Here is a 14735-nt window from a genome sequence, read left to right on the forward strand (position 1 = left end):
GGGAACGTTCCGTTTGGAACATGTTTTATTAGTACCCGCCCGTCTACTGCGCCATGTACGAGGCGACCTTCGCCATCGTCGACTCGAGCGCCTACGCCCGGCCGACCGAGGGGACGGACTGTCGGGTCGAACTCTGGTGTAACGATCACGCGGACCTCCTCTACGTCGCCGGGTCGGCGGTCGAGGCGCTGCTCTCGCAGGTCGAAGAGGATATCGGAATCGAGAACCGGATCCGCGGAGACGGGGACGCGATCGTCATCACGAGCTCCTGTCTCAAACGACACGAGACGACGTACATCGAGCGCTACCTCGAGTCACACGACTGCCTCCTCCTGCCGCCGCTGCGGTACGAGAACGGGGCGAAACACTGTCGGATCCTCGCGCTCGAGTCGGCGAGTCTCACGGCGCTTTACGGCGATCTGGTCGCCGACGGGTTCGCGATCGACGTTCGGTCCAAACGCGAGATCGGCGCCCCCTCCCAACCCTCGCCGCTCGTGACGCTCGACGACGTCCTGCCGGCGCTGACGGCCCGCCAGCGGGAGGTCCTGACGCTCGCCGTCGAGCGCGGCTACTACGACCTGCCCCGGGCGACCACGACCGAAGCGCTCGGCGACGAATTGGGGATCAGTCGTCGGGCGGCGGAAGACCACCTTCGCCGGGCCGAACGGAAGCTGATCACGGCGCTTGTTTCGTACCTCTACTGAGCGGTCCTTGGTCGGACGCCGCACGGCCGATCGCGGTACCGAGCGATCGCGCGACGGCGTTGCGGAGACAGCGAACGCCGAGAGGGGCGAAACGGGCGACTCGGGCGCGATCGCCGCGTCGTGACGACCCCGCGAGCTGGCAACACCCGCCGGCGAACCGTCCCGATCGTCGCGATCGTTCGGGCGAAGCGGATGTCAATACTGATAACAGTATCAGGCGTGCAGTGTAAACCGACCGCTCGTGACGTTCAGAACCGTTCCGCGGTACGATCCCGATCGACTCGCCGCCGCCGACGGGCGCGCCGTCGTCGTCGGGGGAAGTATGGCCGGGCTGCTCGCGGCCCGCGTGCTCGCGGACGCGTTCCGGGAGGTGACGGTCCTCGAGCGGGATCCGCTGGAGTCGGATTCCGAGATCCGCCGCGGCGTGCCCCAGGCCGGCCACGTGCACGTGCTGCTGGAGGCCGGCCGGGCGACGATCGAGCGGCTGTTCCCGGGATACGGCGCGGAGCTTTCGGCCGCCGGCGGGCTGGAACTCGACGCGGCGACCGAGTTGCGCCACTACCAGCGGGGCGGCTTCCTGACCGACGGGCCGTCCCGGCTTCCGATGTACTCCGCGAGTCGACCGCTGTTCGAGCGGCTGATTCGCGAACGCCTGGCCGATCGCGACGGCGTGACGATCCGGCCCGGGCGTCGCGTCGTCGACTACCGAACCGACGACCGGACGGCCGTCGACGGCGTGGTGGTTCGCGATCGGTCCGGCGGCGAGTCGGAACTCGCGGCCGACCTCGTCGTCGACGCGACCGGTCGGGCCTCGCGGACGCCGGACTGGCTCGAACGTCACGGGTATCCGTCGCCGACGACCGACGCGGTGACGGTCGATCTCGTCTACGGTACGGCCGTCGTCGAGCGGCCCTCCGACGTGAGCCGCGGCTACCTCGTCGCGCCGTCGCCGGCGGTTCCCCGCGGCGGGACGGCCGTTCCCGTCGAGGGCGATCGGTGGATCGTGACGCTGTTCGGCCTGCACGGGGAGCGGCCGCCGCCGACCGCCCGCGGATTCCGCGAGTTCGCGCGTGGGTTGCCGACCCCGGAACTGGGCGAGCTGCTCGAGGCCCACCGGTGGGACGGGGACGACCTCCGACACTATCCGTTCCCGGCGAGTCGGTGGCGCCGCTACGAGGCCCTCCCCCGGTTCCCCGACGGGCTCGTCGTCACCGGCGACGCGATCGCGAGCTTCAATCCGATCTACGGGCAGGGGATGTCGATCGCCGCGCTCGAGGCGATGCAACTACACCACGCGCTGGCGGCGGGGGACCGGCGGACCCTCGCGGCCCGCTTTTTCGATCGGGCGGCGGCGGTCGTCGAGCCCGCCTGGCGACTGTCGGTCTGCGCCGACTTCCAGTTCCCGCGGACGACGGGGCCAAAACCCCGCGGGACCGCGCTCGTCAATCGCTACGTCTCCAGACTGCTCCGGACGGCGCAGACCGACGGGCGGGTTTCCGAGCGGTTCTCTCGCGTCCTGCGGCTGGAACGGCCGCCGCGGACCCTCTTCGCGCCGGAGATCGTCTGGCGCGTCCTCCGCCCGTCGTAGCCGCCGTCCGTGTCGAACCGGCGACGAACGGGGCGATCCGCGCGCGACGACTCGTCGCCGGCGGACGCCCCGCCGGAAATCGGCGGGGTGGTCCTCACTCGACGGTCACGCTTTTCGCCAGATTCCGCGGCTTGTCGATCGGCCGGCCGAGCTCGTTCGCGGTCCAGTACGCGACCAGCTGCAGCTGGACGTTCGCGACGATCGAACTCGCGACGGGCGACGTTGCCGGCACCTCGAGGACGTGATCGGCGTAGCGCCCGACGTCGGACCGGCCGTCCGTCACGGCGACGACGGGGGTCCCGCGGGCCTCGACCTCCTTGACGTTGCCGATCGTTTTCTCGGCGAGCGGGCCGTCCCCGGTGGCGACCGCGAAGACCGGCGTCTCCTCGGAGACCAGCGCGAGGGGGCCGTGTTTGAGCTCGCCAGCGGCGAACCCCTCGGCGTGTTCGTAGGTTATCTCCTTCATCTTCAGCGCGCCCTCGAGCGCGACGGGGTAGTGATAGCCGCGGCCGATGAAGAAGTACGCGCCCGATCCGCGGTAGGTCTCCGCGATCTCTCGCGCGCTCGACGTGTCGAGGATCGACTGGATCCGATCGGGGACCGCCCGGAGCTCCCGCACGAGGTCGCGCGAGCGCCGGTCGGTGACCGCCGCGGCGAACATCGTCAGCGCGGCCTGTTGGCTCGCGAACGTCTTCGTCGCGGCGACGCTGATCTCCGGGCCGGCGCGGATGTACAGCACGTGATCCGTCTCGCGGGCCGCGGAGCTCCCGACGACGTTCGTGAGGGCGACCGTCGTCGCGCCGGCGCGGTTGGCCTCGCGGATCGCGCGCATCGTGTCCGCCGTCTCCCCGCTCTGGGTGACGCCGACGACGATCGACGTCGAATCGATCGGGACGACGTCGGCGCCGAACTCGCTGGCCAGGAAGGCGTGCGCAGGGATGCCCTGCTCGCGGAGCAGCCGGGCGCCGAACATGGCGGCGTGGTACGACGTGCCACAGGCGACGAACGTCACCGTCTCGACCGGGCCGAGCTCGTCGAGTTCCGGAACGTCGATGCGCCCGGAGAGCTCGTCGAGCCGGCCGCGGAAACATTCCCGGAGCGCGGCGGGCTGTTCGTTGATCTCCTTGCGCATGTAGTGGTCGTACCCGCTCTTGCCCGCGTCATCCGGGTCCCAGCTGATCGTTTCGATCGACGGCTCGAGCTCCCGTCCGTCGCCGTCGGTGACGACGAGTTCCGCGGGCGTGAGCCGGGCGAACTGGCCGTCGTCGAGGTAGATCACGCGATCGGTGTACTCGATGAACGCGGGGACGTCGCTCGCGAGGAAGTGGCCGTCGTCGCCGACACCGAGCACGAGCGGCGACTCGTTTCGCACCGCGTACACCGTCTCCGTCCCGTCGAAGACCGCGGCGATCGCGTAACTTCCCTCGAGGCGATCGATCGCGGCCCGGAACGCGGCCTCGTGATCCAGGCCCTCGTCGAGGAAGCCGGCGATCAGGTGCGGGACGACCTCCGTGTCCGTCTCGCTCCGAAACGCCACGCCGGCGGCCGCGAGCTCGTCGCGTATCGACTGGTAGTTCTCGATGATGCCGTTGTGGACGACCGCGACCCGTTCCTCGGCGTCGGTGTGGGGGTGGGCGTTGGCGTCCGACGGCGGACCGTGCGTGCTCCACCGCGTGTGGCCGATCCCGATCGAGTCGCCGTCGAACCGCTCCGGCGAGAGCGTCGACTCGAGCGCCGAGAGTTCGCCCTCGCGCTTGTGGACGGCGATTCCGCCGTCGGCCAGCGCGATGCCCGCCGAATCGTAGCCCCGGTACTCCAGCTGCGAGAGCCCGTCGAGCAACACCTCGATCGCGTCGTCGCCGCGATCGGTCCCGACGTAGCCGATGATGCCGCACATCAGGCGCGTACCTCCGTGTCGTTCTCGATCGCGCCGTCGACGGTCGATCCGGCCCGGAGCACGGCGTCCGCGCCGACGATCGTCCCCGGCCGGTAGGTGACGCCGCCCTCGTCGCGGACCCGATCGGCCAGCACCGCGCCGAGCGGTTCGTCCCGGTGGACTCGGGTCCCGATTTCGACGTCGCCGGGACCGCCGACGACGGTCGATCCAGGACCGATCGTCACGCCGCGGCCGGTGACGCAGTCGGTCAGCGTCGCGTTCGCCCCGATCCGCACGTCGGCGTCGACGACGGAGTGTTCGACGACCGCGTTCGCGCCGACGGTGGCGTTCTCGCCGAGACAGACGTTCGGGCCGACGACGGCGCCCGGGCCGACGACGCAGTCCGGTTCGACGACGACGGGCTCGACGATCGTCGCGTCGGCGTGGACCGTCGCGGTGGGTGCGATCTGGCTGGCGACGCCGTCGGCCGCGAACAGGTCGTCCGCGATCTCGAGGAGGTCCCACGGGTAGGTGGCGTCGACCCAGACGCCGTCGGAGACGACGCCCCGGACCGGCGCGCCGTCTTCGACCAGCGTCGAGAGGGCCTCGACGAGCGAGTGCTCGCCGGCCCGGGGCGTCGTCGTCCGAATCGCATCGAAGATCTCCGGCTCGAGCGCATACACGCCGGCGTTGAGGTAGTACTCCCGATCGTCGTGGGGGTTCTCGATGAGGTCGGTGACGCGGCTGCCGTCGTCGATCAGGACGCCGCCGTACTCGGTCACGTCGGCCTGCTGGACGAGTCCCAGCGTCGCCACCGAGTCGTGGGTCGACGCCACGTCGCGAACGATCCGCTGGTCGATGAGCTGGTCGCCGTAGACGACCAGCGTCGAACCGTCGACTTCCGGTTCGGCCGCGAGGAGGGCGTGCCCGCTGCCGAGTTGTTTCTCCTGGACGACGTACGTCAGCGGCACGTTCCGGTAGGCCGGCCCGAAGTGAGACTGCACCCGGTTCCGACGGTAGCCGACGACGACCGCGATGTCGGTGACGCCGGCGTCGATCAACTCGTCGAAGACGTGTTCGAGGATGGGCTTCGGCCCGGCGGAGAGCATCGGCTTCGGGCGGTTCGTCGTGAGCGGCCGCAGCCGTCGGCCTTCGCCCGCTGCGAGGACGATCGCGGAGCGACTGGTCATGCGAGACTAGCAGTACTATAGTGAAGTTATTCTTTCGGATTGAAACGCCACATCATTTTTATCATGTGTGGTTTTAACGGATAGCTGTTTACAATTGTGTAGAAACACCCGTCCGAGATCCGTCGTCAACTCGTCCTGTCAACGGAGAGTGATAGAGCAGAAGGACTTTATCTCGACCCTGAAAATCACGCTCCATGCGAAGAAGTTTCGTTCGAGTCGCGATCGTCGCCTTCCTGCTTCTCGCGACGGCGTCCGCGACGCTGGTCGTGGCCGATACCGAGTACGAACTGACGGTCGCCGGTGCAATAGACACGCCGACGGAGACGGTTACGATCGAAGGAAGCGAGTTCAAGATCGATCACATCGGCGTCGTCGAACCAGGAGAGACGATCACGGTCGGGGTGGAATCGATGGAGAACTACTACCTCTATCTCTACAACGCGGACGGACAATCGGAGTACGACGACTACTACAGCGCCAGCGACGACGAGGTCGAAATCGATACCTCATCGACCCCACCAGGTACGTATATGCTCTCGTTGACACCGGAGACCGAAGACGGACGGCAAGCTGTCGCCCCCGTCGTCGTGGAGGGATACGACCTCTCGCTGGAATACACGGAGACGGCGACGATCAACGAGGAGATCGAGTTCACGGCGACGGCCGAACCGTCCGGGGAGTCGAACGGTGCGGGCGTCGATGTCGCGATTTGGGACGGCAACGACGTGACGGAGATTTCGCTTGACCAGACGGGCGAGATGACCTATGAGGGGGCACTTCCGGCGGCAGACCTGGGCGAAGGCGAGTACCAGGCCTACGCGGCGGTCAGAGGCGATGACGAAGTGGAAAACTACGAGACCGTCCTCGCGATCGAAAACGGCGCGACCATCACCGTCACGGCCGACGAGGGGGACGGCGAATCCGGTGGCGACGAATCGGATGATGACGAGTCCGACGAAAACGAATCCGACGATGAGTCCACTGACGAAGACACCGACCCGGACGAGACGACCAGCAACGAGTCGACGGGACCGGCGGACGACGCGAACGAGACGCAGAGCGATTCGAACGAATCGGGAGACGGTTCCGAGGAGCACGCCGATTCGGACGGCAACGCGGACCAAAACGGAGACGGCGAAACCGGCGACGATTCGGTGCTCGAACCGAACGAGGACGATTCCGACGAGTCAACGACCGATGACGACTCCCTCGGCACCGGCGGAACCGCAGTGGTCGCGATTGCACTCGCCATACTAGGACTCGCTCGCACGGCTCGACGGCAATACTAATCGCGGTTACGACGGCTTTTATTGCGCTTGAATATAATACTCCTATCAGATCGGCTAAATTGAGTGTTCCCAGTCACTCACCCCGATTTGTTCCGGCGTTTCAGACCATTTCCGGCGATCTCGACCGATTCCTCGGAACTGTTAAAATGGTTGAGTTAGTTGTCCTGATATATGGGTAGTGATGAACGACTCGTACTCGTGATATTCCTCGCGAGTATCATGATCCTCGCTCCGATCACCGGGGTGGTTGGAGCTGCTGGCGGGGCCTCGACCGCGAACATCCAGGAGGGCAGTTCCGGTGGCGATTTCGTCGATATACACGACGACGTCTCGATCTGGAAGGGGGCGGCGATTCCGCTTCGGACGGAGACCGGCGTTGAAAACGCCGTGACGGTCGGTGACATTCCCGGCCTCACCGTCGAGACGACAACCGAAGGCGACACGCAGCTGAACCGCGATGCGATCTCTGTCTACGAGACCGGCTCGCCAGTCCCGCTCTCGTACAAGACGTCGGACCTCGACACCAGTCAGTTCGGTAGTGACGTGCAGATCCTGGTCGGACACCTCGAAGAGAACACCACTGAAGACGACGTTAATATGAGCGACCTGCCGATGACCGGCGACGAACTACTAAACGAACTTACCCAAGATAATCTTGACACCCTGAACGCGAACGTTTCGTTCGAGCTGCGGGAAGCGAGTCTTGACAGTAACGGGGAGCTCGAAGGATACGACGAAATCGAGCCGAGCGAGGCCGGCTTCTACACCGTGATGATGGTCGACGGTACCGACAGCCTCGTTGTCGAAAACGGCGATATCAAGTCGATCGACGATGCCCGTGTCATCGGCGTCGAGCAGTTCGCCGTTCACGACGCGCCTTCGAAGGTCTCCGTTGACGCCAGTGAACCCGGAGAAGACGTCGTCTTCAATGTCAGCGCGACGGAACTAGACGGTGACGTGAACCACGCCATCGTCCTGTACGACGCTCAAGCGTTCGCCGAGAGTCGGCTGACGTTCAGCGTCACTGAGGAACTAGCCACCGACCTCTCGACTGAGGACATCACGATCAAACACGAGGTCAAAGACGTCAACGGTGTCCAGTCTCTCGGCGAGGACGTGAAGTTCTTCGGCGAGTCGCTCGACGCTCGATCGGTCGGCGGGATGACGAACCTCGCCGATATCATCTCGTTCTTCGCGAACGAGGGTGACTTCGACGAGCCGGAGACGGAAGTAATCGATGACATGATCACCCTCAATGCCTCCTCCACCGCGAACGTCAGCGATGCGGATACCGAACTGGTCGTCGAAACCTATGGCAACTGGAGCGAAGGCGACTACCGCTGGATCCACGTCGCGATGGGCGACTCCACCGACCAGTTCCAGGCTAACACCGATACGGTGACGCTCGAACCGTCGGGTGGCGCACCAGCGCCTGCCCCAGGCCCCGGTCCGGCTCCGATCCCCGACCCCGGTCCCAACCCCGAACCGACCGCGGTGATCTCTATCGATCCGAACCCGGCGCAGGTCGGTGAGGAGGTCACCTTCTCCGGCGCGGACTCGTACGATGACGAACGGGACATCATCTCCTACGAGTGGACGATCGACGGCGAAACGTTCTCGGGCGAAACCGTCACGACGTCGTTCGACGCGGCCGGCGAGTACGACGTCGAACTCACCGTCACGAACGACTTCGCCGAGGAAAACACCACGACGGCCACCGCGACGGTCGAGGCTGATCGCGACGACGGCACCGGCAGCACCGGCGGCACTGACGGCACCGGCAATGACGACGAAAGCTTCTGGGCCGACGGCATCGACGGCGACGACGGCGACGACGACGACGACGGGCTGCTCCCGGTCCCCGGGTTCGGAGTCATAGCCTCGATCGTCGCGCTCCTCTCCGTCGCGCTGCTCGCGCTCCGTCAACAGCACTGACGACGCGCCGTGTCCCTCGGCTTTTCCTGCTCCTAACCGCCGGAAGCGACGCGCACGAGACGCCGGTGCGATCGACCGGTCGGATGATGACCCGGACGCCGACCCGCGCTGGTGCCGATCGCGATCGGCGGATGCGAGCCGGTAAAACCACGTTACGAACGAGTAGGGCGCGGACGGCGCCGTTCGACCGTCAATCGCCGCTCAGCGTTCAGTCAATCGTTCGAGCACGTTCCAAAGCCGTGCCAGAATGTGGACAAAAGAAACAATACTCGCGAAAACTTAGGGGTATTTAAAGGGAAGATTGATAACAGTAACGCTTTGTTGGCAAAACGTATGCCGCAGAAACCCCGCATTACCGCTCGCGACGAATCCGCCGGACACGATCGTAAGTCGGTATTAACGCGGCGGTCGTACGTGCGATCGATCGCCGCTGCGGCCCTGGCAACGACGGGCGCCGCCGCAGCCGGGCCCGCGACGGCGGCCGAACCCGAGGTCATCGAGGCCAAGGGGCAGACGATCGAGATCGGCGAGGGCGAAACCTTCGAGAACGCGCTCGTCGATCTCACGACGGGCGAATCGATCGTGTTTATGGTCGAGGGTGGTAATTCGACGATCCGGAACGTCGGGTTCAAGGGACTGTACCGGGGCGAGAGCTTCCAGTTCTCCATCACCGCGCCCGCCGGCGAGATCCTGTTCGAGAACATTTACCTCGGCGACGGGGCGACGAAAGAAGGGGAGAGTTTCGTCCACGGTCCCGGCGCGGTGTTCCTGCACAAGCACGCCAACTGCGACGTGACGTTCCGGCGCTGTAACGTCCAGGGCTACCCGAACAACGGGTTCTACTGTTCGAACACAGCGACCGGCGGCTCGGTCACGTTCGACAGCTGCTACGGGAAGAACAACGGCGTCGCCACCTACCGCTGCGGCGGTCCCAACGACGCGATCCGAAACTGCGTGGCGTACAACGACGATACCGATTACGGCGACGGCTACGGCGGGTACGTCGAAGAGAACGGGCGTCCCGTCTGGGTGTGGTCTCCCGGCCCGGTCACCGTCGAAGAGTCACACTTCGCCGCCGGGCCGTACGCCGCCGCGCTGTACACCCACCAAGGGGCGTCGATCGACTTCGAATCCGGCGCCTACAGCGGCGGTTCGCAAGGGAAGGTCCAGACCGGCGACATCGGCGACGATCCGGATCTCTCCGTTCCCGACGGGGTCCCCACCAGCGCCAAGGAAGCCGCGACCGGCTCGGCCGGCGACTAGGCGGCCTCGTTCGCGGCGATCGACTCCCTCTCCCTCGTTTCTGCGGGTTTTCGATTTCGGCGATCGGCGTCCCCGATGGCTGCGGCTGTCGACGCCCAGCGCGACGAGACGCGCCGATCGAGATGTCAGACGGCGATCCCTGCCCGGAAATCCGGCCATACGGGGAGGATTACGACGCGTTCGATCGGTAGTCGACCGATACGGCGCGATCGCGGGCCGTCTCGTCGGCTCGGCGGTCGAAACAGGCAGTTGAAAGGCGCAGGGTCTTTGCGTCGGATTCGAAAGAACAGTACGTATGTCACTCACCACTGCGGTGCGGCAGTGGCTGTCCAACGACGAGGTCATCTACGAGTGTCGGAACTGTGGGACGACGCTCGCGCCCTCCGAGTGGCGCTGTCCTTCCTGCGGGTCGACCGAGATCGCCGAGTACGACGCCGCGGAATACGATTCCGCGTGATTCGGTCGACTCCGCCGGATCATCCGATCGGCCGTGTCTCCCCGGCGGCCCGTGACGATCGACCCGGGTGCCGATTGCCGGAGTTGCGGATCGGCGGGTGATCGGTGATCAGTGAAGCGGCGTGAGACACTCCCGACAGAACGTGTAGAAGGGATCGTTGTCGGTTCCGCAGGCGCGGCATCGCCCGGGAACGGGTGGCGGCCGCGGTTCCTCGACGGCCGTCACTCCGTCGGCGGAACGGACGAACGGGGGTCCGCCGCCGATATCGGTCGACCCCCGCTCCGGATCGTCGCGATCCGCCTCGCCGCCCGACGCTCTCCAGGGCGCGAACAGCACGAGTATCACGAGCACGAGGGCGAGGACGAGCCCCCACCAGAGCACCCCTTCCATGCTATCGAGTAGCACATCCGACGATAAAAGCCTGTGCGCTCGGCCGCGACGGGCCCGGCCGTCGGCGTACCGGTGGAACTGAGATTCCGCGATGACGACGCAAGGATCGGTTCCGAGCAGAGGGCGTTCGTCGGGTACTTCCATCGCAAGAACGGCGTCGAAACGATTTTTCCGCCGGTCTACGGTCGGATTTCGTTAATCAGATCGAACTAGGCTGGCGGAAAACGGACGGATGCTGGGGGTGAGTCACAGGTATGTCCACCACAACGTCGGTCGAAGGGATGCACTTCCTGACGCAATCGTCCGTGCGGGTTCGGATCCTCGAACTGCTGTACGAGGCCGAGGTCCTGTCGAAGCGCGAACTCAGAGACCGGATCGACGCGTCGCGAGTGACGGTTCGACGGAACGTCATCGCGCTCGAGGATCGGGACCTGATAACGGTCGCGAATCGTACGTGTGAGAAGCACAGTCCTCGGTGAACTCGTCGTCGAAGAGCTCCTGCCGGCCCTGGAAACGACGGCGGTAGTCGAACGCCTTCGGCCGTTCGTGTGGTGGTTTCCCGACGAATTCCTCGAGTTCGACGTGCGCGCTCGACAGCGCGACGATCGTCGTCTCGGACCCGAACGATCCGTACGCGCCGGTCAACCGTCACATCGAAGTCCTGGAGAAGGCGGACCGGTTTCGGGGGCTGCTTTCGGCGATCGGATTGCCGGCGATGACGAGCGCGCGCGACCGCGTCGTCGGGAGGGAGCGCGACCACGAAGTGATTACGACCCCCGAAACCGGGACCGTCATCGCGACCAGCGCGGAGTACCGAACGCTAGCTGAGGAGATGCTCGAGTCGGGTAACTGCGCACTATTCGTTTCGAACCGGAAGATTCCCTTTTATCTGGGACTGTACGAGCAATTCGTCCAGATCGGTGTCGAAGACGATGCGTGAAGCGGGTGCTCGCCGAGAGCGGGGGCGACCCGCCGGGGGACGCGGATGACGAGCATTCGGGCGACGCCGGTGCGCTCGGCGCGAGTCCAATTTCGTCCTAACACATCGTGTAGGCTAGCATGTATTTTCCTATTCATATAAAATATTTGTTGTTTTCTCGATCGCGAGCGACGAATTCCGACCGACGAGCCCCGATTGATGGGGCGCGTTCGGCGATATCGTCTCGATAAGTGGCGGCGTCTCGCCCGGGTTTACCGCCCGGAACGCCGAGCTGTGTCGGCGGCCGTACCCGCGGCACCCGGGCGCGCAACCCGCATTGGCCCGATCGGCGGAAGGACTTGATCCGGACGGAAGTCAGTGCGATCGATGTTTCGGGAAGAAGAGGGCGAGAGCCGGACAGTACCTCCGTGAGGCGCGTTTTCGTCGCCGTCTGAGCCGTCGACTGCAGGTACAAAATTCGGACGAAGAGATAATCGATATAACGCAAGATGTAGAAGAATACGGATTTCATACATTATCTAACTCGATGCGCGCACCGTTCGAGCCACAGCGACGATGACCGCTCGAGCGGTCCCGATTCCGTAACCGTGGTTCGTCCTACAGAAATCAATTTCAGCGAACGTTTATTTTCATTTGGACCCTGGAAACCAGTGGGAACAAATCCATGACAGACTACGAACTGCCACCGCTTCCGTACGACTACGACGCACTCGAACCGCACCTCTCCGAACAGGTCCTCACCTGGCACCACGACACGCACCACCAGGGCTACGTCAACGGCTGGAACGCCGCGGAGGAGACGCTCGCCGCGAACCGCGAGGACGGCGACTTCTCCTCGTCGGCCGGCGCGATCCGCAGCGTGACGCACAACGGCTCCGGACACGTCCTCCACGAGCTGTTCTGGCAGAACATGAGCCCCGAGGGCGGCGACGAGCCGACCGGCGCGCTCGCCGATCGCATCGCGGAGGACTTCGGCAGCTACGAGGCCTGGAAGGGCGAGTTCGAGGCCGCCGCGTCCGCCGCCGGCGGCTGGGCACTGCTCGTCTACGACAGCTTCTCGAACCAACTCCGCAACGTCGTGGTCGACAAGCACGACCAGGGCGCCCTCTGGGGAAGCCACCCGCTTCTCGCGCTGGACGTCTGGGAGCACTCCTACTACCACGACTACGGTCCCGCCCGCGGCGACTTCGTAGATAACTTCTTCGAGGTCGTCGACTGGACGGAGCCCGCCGATCGCTACGAACGGGTCGTCGAAGCGTTCGAGTAACTGCACGACCAGCCGCTGGGCTCCGGGCATCACCGTGGGCGCCCGCATCCGTGATTCGGATGCGGGCCGTTTCGCCGGTTTCGATACGCCGGCAAGCAGTTCCGGTTCAAGAAACACGAGTCGTCGCATCGGCTCAAGACGTTGTAATCGCAAGAAACGCTACGATCGACAGGGAGCCGAAGCGCCGTCGCCGCGGGCCTTCTCGATCGAATGCTGATCGCGACGGTCGCCTCACAGCGTTCGAGTCCCCGCTCGTTGGGTCTGATGGTTCGTTGTGGAAGATGACGATAGTTAAAACGCCACGAAAGCCCCTGGCGCTTTCAACCCCGCCCGTCCCGGCTGATCGGACAGGCTACCACGGGTGGAACTTTCGCGGTATCGATCAATCCTACTGTGGACCCGCCCAATCCGAATAGGAGACGTCTATCGGGGACTCACCATTCGGCAACGGAGCCGTCGGGATGGCGCCAGACGGGGTTGTGCCGGTCGACGTCCGTCTGCGCTTGCTCCCGGACGTGGTCCTCGTCGACCTCGATGCCGAGGCCTGGCCCCTCGGGGATGTCGACGTAGCCGCCGCGGTACTCGAACACCGAGGGATCGGTGAGGTAGTCGAGGACGTCGCTGGTCTCGTTGTAGTGGATGTCCAGGCTCTGCTCCTGGATGAGCGCGTTGGGCGAACAGGCGTCGACCTGGATGCAGGAGGCGAGCGCGATCGGCCCGAGCGGACAGTGGGGCGCCATCGCGACGTCGTGGGCCTCGGCCATGCTCGCGATCTTCGTGACCTCCGTAATGCCCCCGGCGTGCGAGAGGTCCGGCTGGATGAGGTCGACGTGGCCGTCCTCGAAGATCGACTTGAAGTCCCAGCGAGAGTACAGCCGCTCGCCGGTCGCGATCGGGATCGTCGTGTGTTGGGCGATCTCTCCGAGATCGTCAAACTGCTCGGACAGGACGGGTTCCTCGACGAAAAAGGGCTCGTACGGTTCGAGCGCCGCGACCAGTCGCTTGGCCATCGGTTTCGAGACGCGGCCGTGGAAGTCCACGCCGACGTCGATGTCGTCGCCGACGGCCTCGCGCATCCGATCGCCGGCGTCCCGTTCATCTTCAGCGCGGTGAAGCCGGCGTCGACCTTCGCCCGGGCCTCGTCGGCGACGTCCGAGGGGGCGTCCCCGCCGATCCACTGGTAGACGCGCAGCCGATCGCGGGCCTTCCCGCCGAGAAGTTCGTACACCGGCGCGTCGAACGTCTTGCCCTTGATGTCCCACAGCGCCTGGTCGATACCGGCGATCGCCGACATGAGGATCGGGCCGCCGCGGTAGAAGCCGCCGCGGTACATCGTCTGCCAGTGGTCCTCGATCCGCGACGGGTCCTCGCCGAGAAGGTAGGTGTCCATCAGTTCTTCGACCGCCGTCTCGACGGTCTTGGCGCGGTCCTCGACGACGGGTTCGCCCCAGCCGACGGTACCGTCGCTCGTCGTCACCTTGAGGAACAGCCAGCGCGGCGACACTTCGAACAGTTCGTAATCCGTTATGTGCATAAATCTCAATTGGTGTGCGGCGACGTTAGCCGGTCGGATAGGTCCCGCGCGAGTTCCTCGACGAACGCGGCGAGCGCCGCGATCGCGATCGGGTCGTCGCAGTAGAACAGCGACGGGGCGAGGGTCCAGCGCTCGTCCTCCGGCAGCGATCGGTACGCGACGTGTCTTCGTTGGAAACAGGACGCAACGGGCGCCAGTCCGCCGCGTGTTTACACACATACGGCTGTAACCTCGTCTGCCGTCTCCTCTCTGTGGCCGCCCGTCTCACGAAGGGCGGCCGAGACGAGGACGGTACCGCGCGA

At 65.3% G+C, this 14735-nt stretch carries 11 protein-coding genes and 2 pseudogenes; 9 read left to right on the plus strand and 4 right to left on the minus strand.

Translation table 11 applies throughout. From position 1 onward, the window contains the following. Positions 1 to 53 precede the first annotated feature (53 nt). Positions 54 to 704, plus strand: coding sequence for a helix-turn-helix domain-containing protein (locus MUH00_RS13320; RefSeq protein ID WP_246999280.1), 651 nt, complete (start codon positions 54 to 56; stop codon positions 702 to 704). Positions 705 to 945: 241 nt separating this feature from the next. Then, positions 946 to 2292 carry an FAD-dependent oxidoreductase gene (locus tag MUH00_RS13325; protein ID WP_246999282.1) on the plus strand — a complete coding sequence of 449 codons (1347 nt, stop codon included), beginning with the start codon at positions 946 to 948 and terminating at the stop codon, positions 2290 to 2292. A 94-nt stretch (positions 2293 to 2386) separates the two neighbouring features. Here the strand turns inward: MUH00_RS13325 and glmS are convergent, their stop codons facing one another. Both glmS and MUH00_RS13335 read right to left on the minus strand, forming a co-directional pair. Next, a complete protein-coding gene (glmS, locus tag MUH00_RS13330; protein ID WP_246999284.1) occupies positions 2387 to 4189 on the minus strand; it encodes a glutamine--fructose-6-phosphate transaminase (isomerizing) in 1803 nt (600 codons plus the stop codon). Then, on the minus strand, positions 4189 to 5358 hold the full coding sequence (locus MUH00_RS13335) for a sugar phosphate nucleotidyltransferase (RefSeq protein WP_246999286.1): 1170 nt from the start codon (positions 5356 to 5358) through the stop codon (positions 4189 to 4191). Before MUH00_RS13335 ends, glmS begins: the two co-directional genes overlap by 1 nt. 194 nt (positions 5359 to 5552) lie before the next feature. Between MUH00_RS13335 and MUH00_RS13340 the strand changes: the two genes are divergently transcribed. The 4 genes and pseudogenes from MUH00_RS13340 (at position 5553) to MUH00_RS13355 (ending at position 10302) form a co-directional block, all read left to right on the plus strand. Further along, positions 5553 to 6647 carry a T9SS type A sorting domain-containing protein gene (locus MUH00_RS13340; protein ID WP_246999288.1) on the plus strand — a complete coding sequence of 365 codons (1095 nt, stop codon included), beginning with the start codon at positions 5553 to 5555 and terminating at the stop codon, positions 6645 to 6647. 171 nt (positions 6648 to 6818) lie between these two features. Next, the gene (locus MUH00_RS13345) at positions 6819 to 8582 is read left to right on the plus strand and encodes a PKD domain-containing protein (RefSeq protein WP_246999290.1); all 1764 of its coding nucleotides are present in this window, start codon (positions 6819 to 6821) and stop codon (positions 8580 to 8582) included. A 333-nt stretch (positions 8583 to 8915) separates the two neighbouring features. Further along, a pseudogene (locus tag MUH00_RS13350) lies at positions 8916 to 9836 on the plus strand (hypothetical protein); the annotation flags it as partial. Between the two features lie 304 nt (positions 9837 to 10140). Continuing rightward, positions 10141 to 10302, plus strand: coding sequence for a hypothetical protein (locus MUH00_RS13355; protein WP_246999292.1), 162 nt, complete (start codon positions 10141 to 10143; stop codon positions 10300 to 10302). 108 nt (positions 10303 to 10410) lie between these two features. On the opposite strand, the gene MUH00_RS13360 is transcribed toward MUH00_RS13355, so the two are convergent. Next, entirely contained in the window at positions 10411 to 10692 is a 282-nt protein-coding gene (locus tag MUH00_RS13360; RefSeq protein ID WP_246999294.1) for a DUF7577 domain-containing protein, read from the minus strand. 254 nt (positions 10693 to 10946) lie between these two features. Here MUH00_RS13360 and MUH00_RS13365 point away from each other — a divergent pair, with 254 nt between their 5' ends. From MUH00_RS13365 to sod, 3 genes are all read left to right on the plus strand, one after another. Beyond that, a complete protein-coding gene (locus MUH00_RS13365) occupies positions 10947 to 11171 on the plus strand; it encodes a hypothetical protein (RefSeq protein WP_246999295.1) in 225 nt (74 codons plus the stop codon). A gap of 209 nt (positions 11172 to 11380) precedes the next feature. Next, complete coding sequence (locus MUH00_RS13370; protein WP_486606285.1) at positions 11381 to 11632, plus strand: transcriptional regulator FilR1 domain-containing protein; 252 nt, start codon at positions 11381 to 11383, stop codon at positions 11630 to 11632. A 664-nt stretch (positions 11633 to 12296) separates the two neighbouring features. Continuing rightward, positions 12297 to 12899 (plus strand): superoxide dismutase, encoded by a 603-nt coding sequence (gene sod / locus MUH00_RS13375; RefSeq protein WP_246999302.1) that lies wholly within the window; start codon positions 12297 to 12299, stop codon positions 12897 to 12899. A 434-nt stretch (positions 12900 to 13333) separates the two neighbouring features. On the opposite strand, the pseudogene dgoD reads toward sod, so the two are convergent. Then, positions 13334 to 14433, minus strand: a pseudogene (gene dgoD, locus MUH00_RS13380) (galactonate dehydratase). Positions 14434 to 14735: the final 302 nt, after the last annotated feature.

Origin of the sequence: Halosolutus gelatinilyticus, assembly GCF_023028105.1 — an archaeon.
Taxonomy (GTDB): domain Archaea; phylum Halobacteriota; class Halobacteria; order Halobacteriales; family Natrialbaceae; genus Halosolutus; species Halosolutus gelatinilyticus.

What these genes read in the sequence shown, in the direction of transcription:
- MUH00_RS13335 (WP_246999286.1), bottom strand. Translation starts at nt 5,358, where the DNA reads ATGACCAGTCGCTCCGCGATCGTCCTCGCAGCGGGCGAAGGCCGACGG.
- sod (WP_246999302.1), top strand. Translation starts at nt 12,297, where the DNA reads ATGACAGACTACGAACTGCCACCGCTTCCGTACGACTACGACGCACTC.
- glmS (WP_246999284.1), bottom strand. Translation starts at nt 4,189, where the DNA reads ATGTGCGGCATCATCGGCTACGTCGGGACCGATCGCGGCGACGACGCG.
- MUH00_RS13360 (WP_246999294.1), bottom strand. Translation starts at nt 10,692, where the DNA reads ATGGAAGGGGTGCTCTGGTGGGGGCTCGTCCTCGCCCTCGTGCTCGTG.
- MUH00_RS13340 (WP_246999288.1), top strand. Translation starts at nt 5,553, where the DNA reads ATGCGAAGAAGTTTCGTTCGAGTCGCGATCGTCGCCTTCCTGCTTCTC.
- MUH00_RS13320 (WP_246999280.1), top strand. Translation starts at nt 54, where the DNA reads ATGTACGAGGCGACCTTCGCCATCGTCGACTCGAGCGCCTACGCCCGG.
- MUH00_RS13355 (WP_246999292.1), top strand. Translation starts at nt 10,141, where the DNA reads ATGTCACTCACCACTGCGGTGCGGCAGTGGCTGTCCAACGACGAGGTC.
- MUH00_RS13365 (WP_246999295.1), top strand. Translation starts at nt 10,947, where the DNA reads ATGTCCACCACAACGTCGGTCGAAGGGATGCACTTCCTGACGCAATCG.
- MUH00_RS13345 (WP_246999290.1), top strand. Translation starts at nt 6,819, where the DNA reads ATGGGTAGTGATGAACGACTCGTACTCGTGATATTCCTCGCGAGTATC.